Source organism: Desulfurobacteriaceae bacterium (assembly GCA_039832905.1).
Classification (GTDB): Bacteria; Aquificota; Aquificia; order Desulfurobacteriales; family Desulfurobacteriaceae; genus Desulfurobacterium.
This window is the reverse complement of the sequence record JBDOLX010000092.1, coordinates 1-16,766: the sequence shown is the minus strand read 5'-3', so window position 1 is coordinate 16,766 and position 16,766 is coordinate 1. Positions and strand designations below refer to the sequence as shown.

The window sequence follows — 16,766 nt, the reverse complement described above, 5'->3', positions numbered from 1 at the left end:
TTTAGTGAATTGAACAAGCAGTACACGGATCAAAACTTCTTATTATCCTACCAACATTCAAAAGGCTATTGTCCGCAGGACAACCATTTAAAGCGGTTTCCACAGCTCCTCCCGCTGAAAAGTTCCACGTAGAAGGGGAAATTATGGAATAAAAGTTCACTTTCGAACTTTCAATCTCTACATAATGTATCAATGCTCCTCTTGGCGCCTTAACAAAACCAAAGCCTTTTCCGGACACCTTTTTAGAAGGATCTATCCAAAAGAGATTTTTTTCTTTTATTTCTATTCTTTCTATCAAATATTTTGCGTACTCAAAGGCTCTATATGTATCTACAAATCTCGCAATAAGACGTCCCATCAGTGAATTAGCGTTTCTTTCTTGATTAACTTCCCTTAAGATTTCCTTAAACAAAGAGTCTTTTCTTATCATGCATTCTGCTAAAGGACCAAGTTCCATTTTAACGTTTCTATAAGTAGGACAATTTATAAAACCATACATAGGTTCCATTTCTGATACCTGCGAAACATCAAAGTGTTCTTCACCCAAACCATCTATAAACACACCACTTTTACAGTAAAGGTGGGATATTGACAGATAGTTATTCGGTCCTCTTCCTATCTCGAAAAGATGAGGAAACCTTTTACACAAAAGTAAAACATCTTCTTTGTAGTAATTAACCCACTTTTCAATTTCACTTAATAAGGAAATAAAAAACGTTGCAAAATCCGGTCTTATGGAAGTCGAGACTCCTCCGACTAAAATGGCATGAGCAAAAGGCGTTTTTGCTCCGACAATAGCAATTCCTTGACAGATCCGTGTCCTTATTCGGAAAGAATTAAGATACCTATCCAAAAATCTAGAAACTACCTTTTTATCTCTTATTACATCTCTAACACCGTCGAGGTTTCTGAACAGAAACGAAGGAACCCCACCTACGACCCTAAAATCCACATAGTCCGGCAAGGTTAACTGATAAAAATGAAGTAAATGATCGCTTATTATGTTAAAACATACAATTAAGTCCCTAATCTTCTCTCCATTTTCATCTGGTTTCAAAAAAATAGCGTTTTCTATCGCTTTACATGAAGCTAAACCGTGAACTTCACTACACAGGCCACAAACCCTTTGGGTAATTCTTATGGGGTCCATGTAATGACGATTTAAAACAACTCTTTCTATCCCCCTAAGCATATCTCCAATTATTTTTGCATTAACAACTTTTCCATTTTCTATTTCGACTCTTATCTTTAGATGCCCCTCTATTCTTGTTAAAGGAGATATATTTTTCTTCATTTTTCTCTCCATAAATTATATTAAACATTATAACAATTTTTATATTTGCAGAAACTTTTACGAGAAATAAAAACTTATGAAGGAACCTTTCATTCTAGAAGAAAGATAAATCTCGCACTACAAGGCGTTAAAACCGGAAACTTGTAAGGATTGTAAGATGATCTTCTCCTGGAACGACTGACAATTTTCCTTTTTTTACCCTTTTCCAAAAAAGAAATGCCCCCTCCAATTTCGTAATCTCGTCCTTTTCTCCAACAAAGATTTCAATTGGAACTTTCAGTTCATCTAAGTACGGGGAAATATCTATCTTACAGAAGGAAGAAAGTAAATTGACTACAACTTCAGGAGAAAGATCGAGGATAGGATACGAATGCTTTGAACATAAACTCCTAAAATAGATAACTGTCTTTTTAAAATCCCTACTTAAGTTTTTCAAAAACCGTTTTACAACAACTTCTTTTTGGGATATCCCGCTAAAAGCGGGAGTTGGCGAAAAGAGAACAAGTTTTTCTATTTTTTCAGGGTAAAAAAAGGCAGTTAGAGAAAATACGGTAGCACCAAGCGACCAACCAACAAGAGTTGACTTTTCAGGAATAAAGTCCCCAATCTCTTTAGCCAAGGAAACTACGTCTTGAGATTTAAAAGGGGAATTACCGTGTCCTGGGAGTTCTAAATGTACGGCATCTTTATAAGAAGATAAAGACCAGACGGAGCTGTCAAAGCTCCATCCGTGAAGTGTAAAAACCTTACTCATGATGCTTTTTTAAAGCTTTCAACTAAATGAATTTCTTTAATTACTTCAATTGCTCTTCTTAGTTGACTATCTATTCTATTTTCTCTTTTCTTTCTTATCTCTTCCGTTCTTTCTGGATGCTCTTCCATTTCTTTAGCTTCTTTCTTGAATGTTTCTATATCCTCCTTAGAAAGTTTAACTTCAATATCGGGTTTTATTCCTTTACCGTCTATACACTTGTGGTTTGGCATGTAGTACTTGGCAGTTGTTATCTTCACTGCATATCCCATTTCAAGTGGGTAGAGAGTTTGAACAGATCCCTTACCAAAAGTTTTCTCTCCAACCACTATTGCCCTGCCGTTGTACCTTAAAGCACCTGTCAATATCTCTGCTGCACTTGCCGAACCACCGTTAACAAGCATAACGACAGGAATATCAGTTGGTATTACAGGGTTACGGACAGAGTAATATTTTTTATCACTTTCAGGAACTCTACCTTTCGTATAGACGATTAGCTTTCCTTTAGGAAGGAAGTAATCACTTATCGCCACAGCTGCATCCAGAAGACCGCCAGGATTGTTTCTAACATCAACAACAATTCCTAGAAGCTTCTTCTTTTTCAAGTCTTCCAGCGCTTTCTTAAATTCCTCTATAGAGTTTTTCTGGAACATTGTAAATCTTATGTATCCAATATTTCCTTCCAAGACTTTGTACTTAACACTACGAATCTTTATTACAGCCCTTGTAATTGTAAACTTCTTTGGCTCAGCCCAGCCTTTTCTCCAAATCCAGATGTTAATCTTTGTCCCAGGCTTTCCTCTCATAAGCTTAACTGCTTCCATCAAAGACATATCTGGAGTAACTTCTTTATCCTCTATCTTAACGATTATATCTCCTGGCTTTATTCCAGCCCTATACGCTGGAGTATCTTCTATCGGAGTAATTATCAGAAGTTTTCCATCCTTAGTTTTCGTAATCTGTATTCCAAGTCCACCAAACTCCCCTTCTGTCTCTACCTGAAACTCCTTTAACTTGTCTGGAGTAAACAGAGTACAGTGAGGATCAAGTTTATTGAACATTCCTTGAATAGCACCTTCAAATAGCTTTTTGGGAGTTACAGGTTCAACGTACTTTTCTTTTATAAGCTGGTAAGCTTCAGTAAACAGCCTAATGTAACTTAGTTCATCCCTATCATCAGCAATACCTTTTTGGGCATTGGAAATGGAAACTCTACCAAGAAGGAGAATAAAGATTATCATTATAGAGAAGAAAAAAGTTGTCCTTACAAACCTTTTCATCACTTCCTCTCAAGAACTTTTCTAACTTTCTCGATTATTCCTTCATCGTTCAGTTTAAAGTAGTCTAAAAGTTCATAAGCTTTTCCTGAAAGTCCAAACACATCAGGAACTCCAAGCCTTTCCATTGGAACTGGACAGTTTTCTACAAGAGTCTCTGCAACGGCAGAACCGAGTCCTCCAATTATTGAGTGTTCCTCGGCAGTAACTACCGCCTTAGTCTTAGAAGCAGATTCCACAAGTAGTTCAACGTCAATAGGCTTTACTGTCGGCATATGGATAACTTCAACAGATACCCCTTCTTTTTCAAGCTTTTCCGCTGCCAAAAGGGCAAAGTAGGTCATCACACCGTTAGCAACAACACTTACATCCTTTCCTTCCCTTAAAACTATTCCTTTACCGAGTTTAAACTTATAGTTTTCATCAAAAATCCTTGGGAACTTTTCTCTTGAAAGTCTTACGTAGAAAGGTCCATCGGTGTAAGCTACAGTTTCTATTACTTGTTTCATTTCTATGTCGTCTGCAGGAACTATAACTCTCATATTTGGAATATTTCTCATATTGGCAACGTCTTCGAGCGCTTGATGGCTAGCCCCGTCTTCTCCAACGGTTATTCCACCATGGGTACAAACAACTTTTACGTTAAGATTTGGATAACAAACAGTTTGCCTTATTGCTTCCCACGCTCTACCAGTAGCAAACATAGCAAAAGTACTGACAAATGCTATTTTGCCACTTGCTGCAAGTCCCGCAGCCATGTTTACCATGTTGATTTCAGCAACACCAGCGTTGAAAAACCTCTCTGGAAAGACTTTAGCAAATTTTGAAGTCTTTGTAGAACCGGAAAGGTCTGCGTCTAAAACAACTATTTTCTCATCCTTTTTTCCAAGTTCAACAAGTTTATCTCCATAAGCGTCTCTAAGGCTAACTTTTTCCATCTACTCCTCCTCGATAACTTCTCCAAGCTCTCTTAAAGCTTCTTTTAAAAGATCCTCAGATAAGGCTTTACCGTGCCATTCAGCTCTATTTTCCATAAAGGAAACACCTTTTCCTTTTACAGTCTTAGCAACAATCATTGTTGGTTTATACTTAACTTCATCTGCCTCATCAAGAGCTTTCTTTATTTCTTCAAAGTCATGTCCATTTATTTCTAAAACATGCCATCCAAAGGCTTTCCACTTTTCAGTTGCAGGGTAGATAGACATAACTTCGTCAACAGGACCATCTATCTGGAGATTATTGTTGTCTAGGATTACAACAAGATTGTCAAGATTATAGTGAGATGCTGCCATTGAAGCTTCCCAAACACTTCCTTCTTGGGCTTCTCCATCACCAATTACGCAGTAAACCTTGCTATCGCTCTTATCAAGCTTTAGGGCAAGCGCCATTCCAACTGCTGCACCTATCCCATGTCCCAAAGACCCGGTACTTATCTCTATTCCAGGAGTTTTGTTCATATCTGGGTGTCCCTGTAAATCCCCTCCAAGCTTTCTAAACTCAAAAAGTTTTTCAACTGGAAAATATCCACACCTTGCAAGAACAGAATAAAGGGCTGGACAGACGTGTCCCTTTGATAGAACGAATCTATCTCTTTTTTCCCACTTTGGATTTTCTGGATTGTGTCTCATTTTGTAGTAATAGAGAGTTACAATTATGTCGGTAACAGACATTGAACCACCGGGATGTCCTGAATTAACGTTAGAAGTCATCTTGAGAATATCCTTTCTAACTTCTCTTGCTATTGCACTTAAAGTACCATCGTCTATATCCCTATTTCTCTCCATAAAAAAAGAAGGCTCAAACCTTATCATTTAAAACCTCCTAAAATCCTTCTTCCTCTTTAATTCTCTCTATCTCAGCTTCTACCTGCTTTCTTGCAGTACCACCAATTATATTCCTACTGTTTACTGAACCTTCTACACTCATTAAGTTTAAAACATCTTCAGAAAATTTATCTGAAAACTTTCTGAATTCATCTAAGGTTAAATCTTCAAGATCTTTTTTCTCTTCAAGACAGTAGGCTACAAGCTTTCCAACAATCTCGTGAGCCTCTCTAAACGGAACTCCCTTTTTAGCAAGGTAATCTGCAACGTCTGTAGCAAGAGAAAAACCTTTCTTTGCTTGTTCTTTCATTCTTTCTCTTCTTGGCTTCATTCCAAGGACAATTTTTTGGTTTACTTTCAAAGAAAGTTTAACAGTATCTATTGCATCAAAGAGAGGTTCTTTATCTTCCTGTAAGTCCCTATTGTATGTTAGAGGAAGTCCTTTCAAGATGGTTAGTATCGCCATTAAATCACCATAAACTCTTCCTGTTTTTCCTCTTGTAAGTTCAGACACATCTGGATTCTTCTTTTGAGGCATAATAGAACTTCCGGTACAGAACGCATCAGGAAGGTCTATAAAACCAAACTCTTCTGTTGACCACAAAATTAACTCTTCGGAAAGACGGGACAGGTGCATCATTACCATTGCACAATTAAAAATAATTTCGGCAACGAAATCTCTATCACTTACAGCATCCATACTGTTTCGCGTAATGTCCTCAAATCCTAAAAGCTTTGCAGTAAACTCTCTATCAAGAGGATAACTTGTCCCTGCAAGGGCAGCACTACCAAGAGGGGAAATGTTTACCCTCTTTAAAGTATCCATAAATCTTTCTGCATCTCTTTTAAACATCTGGTAGTAAGCAAGCATGTGGTGGGAGTAAAGAACTGGCTGGGCAATTTGAAGGTGGGTATATCCAGGCATAACGACTTCTAAGTTTTCTTTAGCTTGTTTCCAGAAGGCAAACCTTAGCTCCTTTAAAAGCTTTAAAATCTCCTCTATCTCATGGCGAACATAAAGCCTTACATCGGTAGCAACTTGGTCGTTCCTCGAACGTCCTGTGTGGAGTTTTCCCCCAACAGGACCTATTCTTTCTGTCAGTCTTTTTTCTATGTTCATATGAACATCTTCAAGTTCTGTTTTCCACTCAAAGTTTCCTTCTTCTATATCGTTTAAAATACCGTTAAGACCTTCAATTATTCTCTCAGCTTCTTCCTTTTTTAATATTCCTTGTTTTTCAAGCATTTTTACATGGGCTATACTTCCTGCAATGTCAAAAGGTGCAAGTCGTTTATCAAAAGAAACAGATTCTGTAAATTCTTCAACAAGTTTATCTGTAGACTCTTTAAATCTTCCGCCCCAGAGTTTTTTATCCTTTTCCAAAGAGTACCTCCAATACAAGGAAAGTTTGGCTAATTCTATCAAACAAGTTGCCATTGACCTACTACAAAACTATAATTTCTAAAAGCTTTCTCGGAGGAAAGAATGCTTGGAAAAGTGATAAAAGAAGCCCTTACTTTCGATGACGTTCTTCTCGTTCCAAACTACTCTGAAGTTCTACCAAGTCAAGTTGATGTAAGAACAAAACTTACAAAGAAAATCACCCTCAACATACCAATAATGAGTGCAGCTATGGACACCGTTACCGAATCTGAACTGGCAATAGCAATAGCAAGGGAAGGGGGAATTGGAATAATCCATAAAAACCTTTCTATCGAAGAACAGGCAGAAGAGGTCGACAGAGTAAAGAGATCCGAAAGCGGAATGATAGTTAAGCCCGTAACGGTTTCTCCTAGCCAGACAATAGCAGAAGCAGAAAATTTAATGAAGAAGTACAAAATATCCGGTCTTCCAGTAACTGACGAAGAAGGAAGACTTCTCGGAATTATTACCAATAGAGATATAAGATTTGTAAAAGACCACAGTAAGAAAATAAAGGAAGTAATGACAAAAGAAGACCTAAAAACCGTTCCAGTTGGAACAACATTAGAAGAGGCTGAGGAAATCCTACACAGATACAAGATAGAGAAACTTCCAGTAGTTGACGAAAAGGGATATTTAAAAGGACTTATTACCATAAAAGATATTGAGAAGAAGAGAAAATACCCAAATGCTTGTAAAGACGAACTTGGACGTTTGAGAGTAGGTGCAGCAATTGGTGTTGGAGAAGAGGGATTAAAAAGGGCAGAAGCTTTAATTGATGCTGGAGTTGACATTATCGTTGTTGATACAGCACACGGTCATTCAAAAGGTGTTTTAGAAACCGTTAAAAAGCTCAAAGAACGTTTCCCAGACGTTGAAGTGATCGCTGGTAACGTTGCAACTCCAGAAGCAACAGAAGCCCTTATAAAGGCAGGAGCAGATGCTGTTAAAGTTGGAATAGGTCCTGGATCTATCTGCACAACAAGAATTGTTGCAGGAGTTGGAGTTCCTCAACTTACAGCCATTTTTGAATGTTCTGAAGTGGCAGATAAATACGATGTTTCAATCATTGCAGATGGTGGTATTAAATTCTCTGGAGATATAGCTAAGGCTATCGGTGCTGGTGCAAGGGTTGTAATGATTGGAAGCCTCTTTGCTGGAACAAAGGAATCTCCGGGAGAACTAATCCTTTACCAAGGAAGAAGCTATAAAGCTTATAGAGGTATGGGGTCTCTTGGTGCAATGAAAAGAGGAAGCAAGGATAGATACTTCCAGTCTGATGTTGATGAGAAGAAGTTAGTTCCCGAAGGAATTGAGGGAATGGTTCCATATAGAGGTCCTCTTGCAGATACAATCCACCAACTTGTAGGTGGCTTAAAAGCTGGAATGGGATACTGTGGAGCAAGAACAATTGAAGAAATGAGAAAGAAAGCAAGATTTGTAAAGATTACTTCCGCTGGTCTAAAAGAATCTCACGTTCACGACGTTATAATCACAAAGGAAGCTCCAAATTACTGGATAGAAAGATAAGAGGGGGCTATTGCTCCCTTTCTTTTTTTAGAAAAGATGGAAAAACTAATAGAAACTTTAAAAAGCTTTAGAGAAGAAGAAATAGAAAAACTTGAGGAGTTTGACAGACAATTCCTTGCCTTAAAAAAGCTTTATTTCCTTGTCAAGAACAAAGAAACTTTCTTAAAACTCATCGTGACTAACGCTCTTATGTCTTACCAACTTCAGATGAAAGGAGAAGATTATTGGGAAAAGTTTTCTGAATTTTTCTCCAAAAATCCTGAAATTCAAAAGTTTGAAGAATTTATAAGAAAATACAACAGACGCTTTTTAAATGCAAAATTAAAAAGATTAAAGAAGGTAATTTCTTGTGTTGAAAATTTATTCTCACTTTATTCCGTAGAGGATTTAGGAAACGATCTAACACTCCTTGTAAAAGAACTCTCAAAATGTCTTTCTCAAAAACAAGATGCTAAGACGATTGTATTTTCTGCAAAGATGTTTATGTATGGCTACCGTATAGCATTTGGTAAAAATCCTAAAAATTTAGAGAAAATATCAATTCCGTTAGATTCAAGACTGTCTAAAATTAGTAAAGACAAAACTTTTTGGAAAGAACTTTCCGAAGAAACAAAAATTCCTCCGATTAGACTTGATGCAATCTTCTGGATACCAATGGGAATGAAGAAGGAAGAAATTGAGAAACTGCCAAAAAGATTAAAAGAAAAAATAGAGGGAATTAGAAAAATTATTTCCAAAGCTGTCAGAATCGCTGCCAACCCCAACAAATAATCTACGGCCGCAAGTAATTTCAATTTTAACTTTATTCCTTACCAATCTCCTCCCAAACCTTATCTTCACCAACTCTATCATCTTCTTTATTTTGAGAAAGAAGAACCAAAAACTCCTTATTTCCCTTTGGACCTCTTGGTTTTGAAAGGGTTAAGTTTTCAGGATAAAGTTCAATTTCACGGGCAAAGTCCAAAATTTTCAGGATAGCTTTTCGATGAAGTTCTGGATCTTTTACAACCCCTTTTCCCTTATCAACTTCTTTTTTCGTAAGTTCAAATTGAGGTTTTATTAAAGCTACTATTTTTCCGTTTTCTTTTAAGAACTTTTTAGCTACAGGTAAGATTTTTGTAAGAGAAATAAAAGAAACGTCAATCACTACCAAATCAACTTTCTCAGGAACTTCTTCTTCTGTTAAATACCGAGCGTTAAACTGCTCAATGGAAATTACCCTTTCATCGTTCCTTAGTTTCCAGTCTAGCTGACCTCTTCCAACATCAACAGCGTAAACCTTTTTAGCACCGTGCTGTAAGAGACAATCGGTAAACCCACCGGTTGACGCCCCAATGTCAAGACAAACAAAATCTTTAACATCAAGATTAAACTCTTTTATAGCAGTTTCAAGCTTTAATCCTCCCCTTGAAACGTAAGGAATATCATCCCCTTTAATTTCTATAATGGCATCGGGAGAAACCGACGCCCCAGCTTTATCAACAACTTGACCGTTTACCAAAACTTTTCCGGCCATGATGAGGGCTTTTGCCCTCTCTCTACTCTTAACAAGTCCTTTACTTACAAGAAGTTTGTCAAGTCTTTCTTTCTTCACCTTATGATCCTCATTATGTCATTATAAAAGACAATGATCATTAATAGTCCAAGAATTACTAAACCTACCTGCTGAAACTTTTCAATAAATGCAGAAGATAAAGGTTTCCTTCTTATCATCTCCAATAAGAAAAGAAGAATTAATCCGCCGTCAAGAATAGGTAGTGGTAAAAGGTTAAAGTACCCAAGCTGTAAACTTATAAATCCCATAAAGTAGACAAAATTGGAAATACCGCTTTCTGCAGCTTTGCCCGCAACTTCTGCAATCATTATTGGACCACCCAAGGACTTCATAGAAGCTTGTCCTGTAATTAACTTCCCTAAGAAAGAGAAAAAGAGTTTTGTCTGCTTTTCAAACTCCACAAATCCCATTTTAATAGCTTCTGAAACAGGATACTTGACAAAAGTCATGTCCATCTTCGCAACCACACCTATAGTATAACGCCCTAATTTTTCGTTAAACTCTGGGACAACTTCCACTTCTATTTTTTTATCCTTTCTCAAAACCAAAATTTTCAAAGGCTTTCCTTCACTATTTCCGATAGTTTCAACCACCTGTTTCCAAGAAGAGATTTCTCTTCCGTTAATTTTCAAAATTACATCTCCTTCTTTTAACCCAGCTTTTTCGGCAGGAGATCCTTTTATTACTTTCCCAACTACAGGTCTTACAGCAGGCACTACTTCAAGAACACCAATACCATTTTTCTCTTCTTCCTTAGTGTGAACCTTCACTTTTACGATTTCTCCATTTCTTTTAACTTCTAAGGTTAAGTCTTTGTTTGGATTAAGAGCTATAACTTGAGAAAATTTTTTCCAAGTACCTACAGGTTCTCCATTAACAGAAACTATTACATCACCGGGTTTTAAAGGAATGTCTTCTTTGAGTACAGCACCAACTTTTGGAACTTCAAGTTCATAGGTTGGAACGTACCTTCCGATTGTAAAAGCAAAAAAGAAGAAAACAACAGCTAAAAGTAAGTTCATTACCGGTCCTGCAAGAGCAATAACTATCCTTTGCCAAGGAGGTTTAGCGTAGAATTCGTAGGGTTTTGAAGAAGCGGTTTCGGGAGTTTCCCCTGCCATTTTCACGTATCCACCAAGGGGTATAAGGCTTACTGTAAACTCTGTATCAAGCCATCTGAATTTTAAAAGTTTAGGCCCAAAACCTATTGAAAAGGTTTCTACCTTAACATCAAAAGCCCTTGCCGCAATAAAATGTCCAAGTTCATGAACAAAAATCAAAATTCCAATGGCTATAACAAAATAAAGAAGTGTTAACATCTATGACCCTCCAAATGCTATATTTTTGAGAACTTCACTTGCATCCGATCTTCCTCTTTTTACGGCAAACTCGCTTTCATCAAGAGCTTTCAAAAGTAAAAGTAAATCCTTTAATTTTTTTCTTTTAAGGATAGTTTTATACTTTTGAATGACATCTTTTGGAAGTCTTACATTTTCTCTGCAAGCCAAAAGAACCATTTGCCTTACTTGGGTTTGCAAGAGAGCAATTATTGCCAAAGGCTCTACTCCTTGAGAAAGTAAAGCGTTAACTTTTTTTATATACTCCTTTTTCTTCCCTTCAAGTAAAAGGAACACGAGATCAAAAACGTTTACCTTGCCGCTTGAAAACAGTAAAAGCTTTACAACTTTTGGTGTAAGCTCTCCGGGATACAGCAAAAGTTTATCGGTTTCATTTCTAAGTTCAGTTAGGTCATCTCCAACAAGTTCCACTATAAGTTTTAAGATTTCCAAAGATACTTTCTTTCCAGCAGAATCAAACTTCTTCTTGAGTATGGAATAGATAGCTTTCTCGGTGTACTTTTCAGAGATAATAACGGTATCTAAAAGTTTTAAGATTTTTGTAAAAAGTTCCGTTTTTAATTTCTTGTAGTCAATTTCCCCAAAAGATACCAAAATAAATTCTTGAACTCCTAATAAAAACTTTAAGAACTTTTCTTTTTCTGCCTTTTTCCTTAAAACCTCGTTTGCCCTATCTATTTCAGTAATTACAAGAAGAGGAGAATCTCCAAAAAGAGAAGTACCAGTGTAATTATAAATTTCTGAAAGGTTATCAAGAGAATACTTTTCAATATCTCTAAACGCAGAAATTTTTTTTAAAAACTGATCGGTAAGGTAAAACTCTTCTCCGTGGATTAACAGCCTTTTAAAAAACAAGCCTCTTTTAATCTCTTTTAGAGCTTCTTGAACTTTAACAGTTTTCACTACTTACAACCCTAACCAAAGTTATAGACTTTGGGATTGTTGGACAAGCGTGAATACACCTTCCACAACCTAAACAAAACTCTTCGTGAAATTCAGGGTAGTTAAAGTCTTTAAGCGTAATAGCTTTATCCATCTTGGGACAGGACCAGTAGCAGGTTTGACAGAAGATATCCTGAAAGGCTACGCATCTTGTTTTTTCAAGCTTTGCAACAAGCTTAAATTTTTCAAGGTTTTCCTTTTTTAAAGCACCACTTGGACAGTTATCAATGCAGGTATAACACTTCTCACAAAAGTTTTTGTCAAAATTCATAAAAGGGGTATCGAAGACTATTGGATTGGTGTCTTTTACTTTATCAAGAACTCCAGTTTGACAGTTCTCAACACACTTTCCACATCTTTTACAAAGAGCTAAAAAAGTATCTTCATTTTCACTTCCCGGCGGTCTTAAATAGTCCTTTGTCGGTTTTGCCACTTCATACGCAAATTCAGCAGCAGCCTGCTTGAAAGAGTTTGCAACTAACCTAAAAAAGTTTCTTCTACTCATCTTTTTAGTCTCCTATAAGCAAAGAAAACTAAGATAAAGATTATTCCAACTCCAACAGAGATTAAGTTAAGGTTTTTAAAGATAAACTCCTTAACACTTTCGCCATAAAAGTATAAAAGTCCAGCTTCACTGAAAAACCTCAATCCTCTTCCAAGAAGTGAAAATACTATAAGCTTCCTTAAACTGGCAAAAAGAACCCCAGAAGTAATAGTGAAGACCTTATAAGGTATTGGAGTAAATCCTGCAAGTAGGATTATTAAGCTTTCGTAAGATTCGTAGAGTTTATGAACTTTATTTACCTTTTCTTCGCCAAAAAATCTAGTAGCTAAAGGTTTTCCTCCAAAATATCCTAAAAAATAACCAGCAACCCCTCCTAGACTTGAAAAAACTGTTGCAATAAGAGCGTAGAGGAATGCGTTTTGCGGGTCTGCTATGCACAGAGCTATTAAAAGAACGTCTGGAGGAATGGGAAAAAAAATTGCCTCAATAAACGAGTTAAAAGCAAGTCCCCAAAAACCGTACCGAAGAGCAAACTCCTGCCAAAACTCAAAAGATACTATCTCCATAACTTCACCAGTTATAAGTTTTGAGTTCTTCCAAGGCCTTATAATCTGTAAGGTCTAAATGAACAGGAGTAATTGAAACAAAACCGTTCTTTATGGCCCAGTAGTCTGTTCCTGGCTCTGCTTTCCAGTTTGGTTCTTCTCCACCTATCCAGTAGTAAACCCTTCCCCAAGGATCTCTTCTTGCTTCTACCTTTTCTGTATAGTCTTTCTTTCCCTGTCTTGTAATTTTTATTCCCTTTATCTTGTCATAAGGAAGGTTAGGAATGTTAACGTTTAAACAGCAATTCTTAGGAATACCTTTTTCAAGAACTTTTTTCACTATTCTGACTGCCCAAGAACTTGCAGAATCCCATTCAAAATCTTTAAATGCAGTAAGAGAAAATGCTATAGAAGGAATTCCAAGTAGAGCTCCTTCCATTGCTATTGAAACTGTTCCAGAGTAAGTGATGTCCTCTCCGAGGTTTGGACCTTTGTTTATTCCTCCCACTATCATGTCTGGCTTTTCGCCATTCATTATGGCGTGAACGCCAATATAAACACAACTTGTTGGTGTTCCATCAACTGCATACCAGTTTTCAGCTATTTGCTCACACCTTAAAGGTCTGTGTAAGGTAAGAGCTCTACCTATTGCGCTTCTTTCTCTATCGGGAGCTACAACTATGACATCTGCAAGTTCGCTGAGCCTTTCGTAAAGAGCTTTTAGCCCCTCCGATCTTATACCATCATCGTTTGAAAGAAGAATTCTTGGCTTTTTATCCATTATCCTATTTCCCCCAAGAACACCCATCTGATTATACCTATAATCTCAACTATGGCGTAAATTATAGAACTTACCATGATTCCATACTGTTTGGTTAAATACCCGTAAGTGGCGTAGAGCATAGAGGCAATTAGTGCAACTGGAAAACCAACTTGCGGAAATCCAACAGCAGTTATCAAGAGGGCAACAACTCCCGTTACTGAAGCTATTATCTCAAGCGTCTTTTGAAACTTTGTTCTTTCCAAATTATTACTCCTTTAAGAAAGTTTTTGGAAAAGTAAAATATATGTAATTTCCAAACCAAAGGAGAGAAAATGGAGAAATTTAAGCTTACAACCACAGTTAGAGCCTCTGGCTGAGGAGCAAAATTAAGCCCGGTCGGGCTATCAGAGATATTAAAGAATTTACAGTTCCCAATCGACGAAAACGTTTTGGTAGGAATAGAAACTGCAGAAGATGCAGGAGTTTATAAAATTTCTGACAATCTGGCTTTAGTGCTGACGGCAGATTTTATTACTCCTGTAGTAGATGACCCATTTATTTTCGGTCAAACTGCCGTTGCAAACGCCCTTTCTGACGTTTACGCAATGGGAGGAAAGCCAATAGCAGCAATAAACCTTGTAATGTTTGCAAGTTGCAAAGTTCCAATAGAGTATCTTCCAAAAATCCTTGAAGGAGGAGCCTCAAAACTAAAAGAAGCTGGAGTTTCCCTTATCGGTGGACACACCGTCGATGACCTTGAAACCAAGTACGGACTAAGCGTTATAGGAACTGTTCACCCAAAGAAAATTGTCAAGAACTCAACGGCAAAACCGGGAGATGTTCTCATTTATACAAAACCTTTGGGAATCGGCGCCCTAACAACAGCAATAAAAGCAGATTTGGCATCCCAAAAGGAAGTAGAGGAAGTCTCGAAAGTCATGACAACACTAAACAAAACTCCTTCGGAAGTTATGGTAGAAGTTGGTGTAAACGCCTGTACCGATATAACTGGTTTCGGATTTTTGGGACATCTTTTTGAAATGGTTAAGCACAGTAATGTTGGAGCTGAAATTTTCATTAACAACTTTTCTTTTCTTAAAGGAGCAAGAGAGTATGCTTCAATGGGACTCTTACCAGCAGCAACTTACGAGAATATGGACTACGTAAAAGATTTTGTTGAATTTGACAGCCTAGTAGATGAAGATACAAGAGCACTACTATTCGACCCTCAGACTTCAGGAGGCCTTCTAATCTCCGTCCCAGAAGAAAAAAGTGAAAAACTCCTGAGAAAGCTTAGAGAAAAAGGTGTAATCCATGCTACTATTGTTGGTAAGATTGTTAAAGAGAAAAAGATAAAGGTTTTACAGGGAGTAAAATGAAAAAAGTTGCTGTAATAAGTCTTGGATGTCCCAAAAACCAAGTTGACACAGAAGTGATGCTCGGTCTTTTAAAGGCAACTGGAAAGGTCGTATTTGTTGATAACTTAAAAGACGCTGACATAATCATTGTAAACACATGTGGATTCATTCAGCCTGCTAAGGAAGAATCAATAGATGAAATCCTTAACGCTATAGAAGAAAAGAACGAAAATCCTGAAAAGAAAGTAGTAGTCGCAGGATGTCTTTATCAAAGATACAAAGAAGAACTTAAAAAAGAACTTCCAGAGGTTGATATTTTCATAGGAGTTGACGAAATAACGAAGGTAGCTGAGAAGATTCTTAACCAAAAAATTGCAGTTCAGAAACCTTATCTACTAAGACAGATAACAACTCCCCCTCATATTGCCTACCTGAAAATTTCAGAAGGTTGTTCAAACAACTGTAGTTACTGTGCCATACCGATAATAAGAGGAAATCTCAAAAGCCGTCCGATAGAGGAACTAGTAGAAGAAGCAAAAAAACTTTCCGATCAAGGAGTCAAAGAACTTTACGTTATAGCACAGGATACAACAGCTTATCTTTATGACAAAGGAGATAAGGAAGGACTCCTTAAACTTCTCGAAGAACTTGAAAAGGTTGAAGGTATAGAGTGGATAAGACTTATGTACACATATCCAACCCACATTTCTGATTCGCTAATAGATTTTGTCGCAAATTCCGAAAAAGTACTTAAGTACTTTGATGTTCCTTTTCAACATATAAACAACAAAGTTTTGGCTTCAATGGGTAGGAAATATACAAGGAAAGGTGTTGAAGAACTTATCGATAAACTTAGGAAAAGGATAAAGGATGTGACGATAAGAACGACCTTTATAGTTGGATTTCCAACAGAAGGAGAAAGGGAGTTTGAAGAACTCCTCTCCTTTATCAAAGATGTTCAGTTTGACTGGGCAGGTTTCTTTAAGTATTCAAGGGAAGAAGGAACAGCTGCCTATCCTCTTGGAGATTTAGAGGAAGAAGTAAAAGAATCTAGACTAAACCTCATAGAAGAAGTTCAATATTCCATCTACGAAAAGAAGCACTTAGAGCTTGTTGGAAAGGAATTTGAACTAATCGTTGATACAGCATCTCACGAAATGCCTGGATTTATGGAAGCAAGAAGTTATAGAAACGCATATGAAATAGATGGCTTGGTATTCCTAAAAGGGAACTTTAAACCCGGTTCCATAGTTAAAGCAAAAATTACCGGTTTGGCAAGTAATGTTGACCTGATTGCAGAAACAACTGATGAAAAAACTACCAATAGTTTAAAAAACTTATATATTCCCTAAAGTATAAGATTAGAAACTCCTTTTTGAGAGGAAGGTAAATGAAACAACAGCTCAAGGTGGTAAAAACGTACGAAGAGATAAACGAGAAGATAAGAAAAGGAGAAGCAGTAGTTGTTACTGCTGAAGAGATGATAGAAATTGTCGAAGAGCTGGGTGTTGTAAAAGCAGCAGAAGAAGTTGATGTAGTTACAACAGGAACTTTCGGTGCAATGTGTTCCTCAGGAGCTTTTTTAAACGTTGGACACACCAAACCCCGTATGAAAATGGAAGAGATATACCTTAACGGAGTC

18 protein-coding genes are annotated in these 16,766 nt (G+C 37.1%); 5 read left to right on the top strand and 13 right to left on the bottom strand.

What is annotated here, in order from left to right:
* Window position 1: 1 nt before the first annotated feature.
* From ABGX27_06515 to argH, 6 genes are all read right to left on the bottom strand, one after another.
* Window positions 2-1,294, bottom strand: a complete 1,293-nt coding sequence (locus tag ABGX27_06515; GenBank protein MEO2069150.1) for a nickel-dependent hydrogenase large subunit — start codon at window positions 1,292-1,294, stop codon at window positions 2-4.
* A 127-nt stretch (window positions 1,295-1,421) separates the two neighbouring features.
* Window positions 1,422-2,048 (bottom strand): alpha/beta fold hydrolase, encoded by a 627-nt coding sequence (locus tag ABGX27_06510; GenBank protein ID MEO2069149.1) that lies wholly within the window; start codon window positions 2,046-2,048, stop codon window positions 1,422-1,424.
* Window positions 2,045-3,325, bottom strand: coding sequence for a S41 family peptidase (locus tag ABGX27_06505; GenBank protein ID MEO2069148.1), 1,281 nt, complete (start codon window positions 3,323-3,325; stop codon window positions 2,045-2,047). Before ABGX27_06505 ends, ABGX27_06510 begins: the two co-directional genes overlap by 4 nt.
* Window positions 3,325-4,260: a transketolase family protein gene (locus ABGX27_06500; protein ID MEO2069147.1), complete on the bottom strand. Its 936-nt coding sequence runs from the start codon at window positions 4,258-4,260 to the stop codon at window positions 3,325-3,327. Before ABGX27_06500 ends, ABGX27_06505 begins: the two co-directional genes overlap by 1 nt.
* On the bottom strand, window positions 4,261-5,106 hold the full coding sequence (locus ABGX27_06495; protein MEO2069146.1) for a transketolase: 846 nt from the start codon (window positions 5,104-5,106) through the stop codon (window positions 4,261-4,263).
* 37 nt (window positions 5,107-5,143) lie between these two features.
* Window positions 5,144-6,529: an argininosuccinate lyase gene (gene argH, locus ABGX27_06490; GenBank protein ID MEO2069145.1), complete on the bottom strand. Its 1,386-nt coding sequence runs from the start codon at window positions 6,527-6,529 to the stop codon at window positions 5,144-5,146.
* A 102-nt stretch (window positions 6,530-6,631) separates the two neighbouring features.
* Here argH and guaB point away from each other — a divergent pair, with 102 nt between their 5' ends.
* Both guaB and ABGX27_06480 read left to right on the top strand, forming a co-directional pair.
* On the top strand, window positions 6,632-8,098 hold the full coding sequence (gene guaB, locus ABGX27_06485; GenBank protein MEO2069144.1) for an IMP dehydrogenase: 1,467 nt from the start codon (window positions 6,632-6,634) through the stop codon (window positions 8,096-8,098).
* Window positions 8,099-8,134: 36 nt separating this feature from the next.
* Window positions 8,135-8,869, top strand: coding sequence for an N-glycosylase/DNA lyase (locus ABGX27_06480; protein ID MEO2069143.1), 735 nt, complete (start codon window positions 8,135-8,137; stop codon window positions 8,867-8,869).
* Between the two features lie 31 nt (window positions 8,870-8,900).
* Here ABGX27_06480 and ABGX27_06475 read toward each other — a convergent pair whose 3' ends face one another.
* The 7 genes from ABGX27_06475 to ABGX27_06445 are packed head-to-tail and all read right to left on the bottom strand — an operon-like array spanning window position 8,901 to window position 14,029.
* A complete protein-coding gene (locus tag ABGX27_06475) occupies window positions 8,901-9,692 on the bottom strand; it encodes a TlyA family RNA methyltransferase (GenBank protein MEO2069142.1) in 792 nt (263 codons plus the stop codon).
* On the bottom strand, window positions 9,689-10,972 hold the full coding sequence (rseP, locus tag ABGX27_06470) for an RIP metalloprotease RseP (protein ID MEO2069141.1): 1,284 nt from the start codon (window positions 10,970-10,972) through the stop codon (window positions 9,689-9,691). Before rseP ends, ABGX27_06475 begins: the two co-directional genes overlap by 4 nt.
* Window positions 10,973-11,914, bottom strand: a complete 942-nt coding sequence (gene holA, locus ABGX27_06465; protein MEO2069140.1) for a DNA polymerase III subunit delta — start codon at window positions 11,912-11,914, stop codon at window positions 10,973-10,975.
* Entirely contained in the window at window positions 11,901-12,458 is a 558-nt protein-coding gene (locus ABGX27_06460) for a 4Fe-4S dicluster domain-containing protein (GenBank protein ID MEO2069139.1), read from the bottom strand. The genes holA and ABGX27_06460 overlap by 14 nt, the downstream gene beginning before the upstream one ends.
* A complete protein-coding gene (locus ABGX27_06455; protein ID MEO2069138.1) occupies window positions 12,455-13,024 on the bottom strand; it encodes a YqaA family protein in 570 nt (189 codons plus the stop codon). The genes ABGX27_06460 and ABGX27_06455 overlap by 4 nt, the downstream gene beginning before the upstream one ends.
* A gap of 4 nt (window positions 13,025-13,028) precedes the next feature.
* On the bottom strand, window positions 13,029-13,784 hold the full coding sequence (gene surE, locus ABGX27_06450; GenBank protein ID MEO2069137.1) for a 5'/3'-nucleotidase SurE: 756 nt from the start codon (window positions 13,782-13,784) through the stop codon (window positions 13,029-13,031).
* Window positions 13,784-14,029, bottom strand: coding sequence for a nicotinamide mononucleotide transporter (locus ABGX27_06445; protein MEO2069136.1), 246 nt, complete (start codon window positions 14,027-14,029; stop codon window positions 13,784-13,786). The genes surE and ABGX27_06445 overlap by 1 nt, the downstream gene beginning before the upstream one ends.
* A 69-nt stretch (window positions 14,030-14,098) precedes the next feature.
* Here ABGX27_06445 and selD point away from each other — a divergent pair, with 69 nt between their 5' ends.
* From selD to ABGX27_06430, 3 genes are all read left to right on the top strand, one after another.
* Window positions 14,099-15,145 carry a selenide, water dikinase SelD gene (gene selD / locus ABGX27_06440; protein ID MEO2069135.1) on the top strand — a complete coding sequence of 349 codons (1,047 nt, stop codon included), beginning with the start codon at window positions 14,099-14,101 and terminating at the stop codon, window positions 15,143-15,145.
* Window positions 15,142-16,476 (top strand): 30S ribosomal protein S12 methylthiotransferase RimO, encoded by a 1,335-nt coding sequence (rimO, locus tag ABGX27_06435; GenBank protein ID MEO2069134.1) that lies wholly within the window; start codon window positions 15,142-15,144, stop codon window positions 16,474-16,476. Before selD ends, rimO begins: the two co-directional genes overlap by 4 nt.
* A 38-nt stretch (window positions 16,477-16,514) precedes the next feature.
* The coding region (locus ABGX27_06430; protein MEO2069133.1) for a homocysteine biosynthesis protein at window positions 16,515-16,766 on the top strand (252 nt) is incomplete at its 3' end.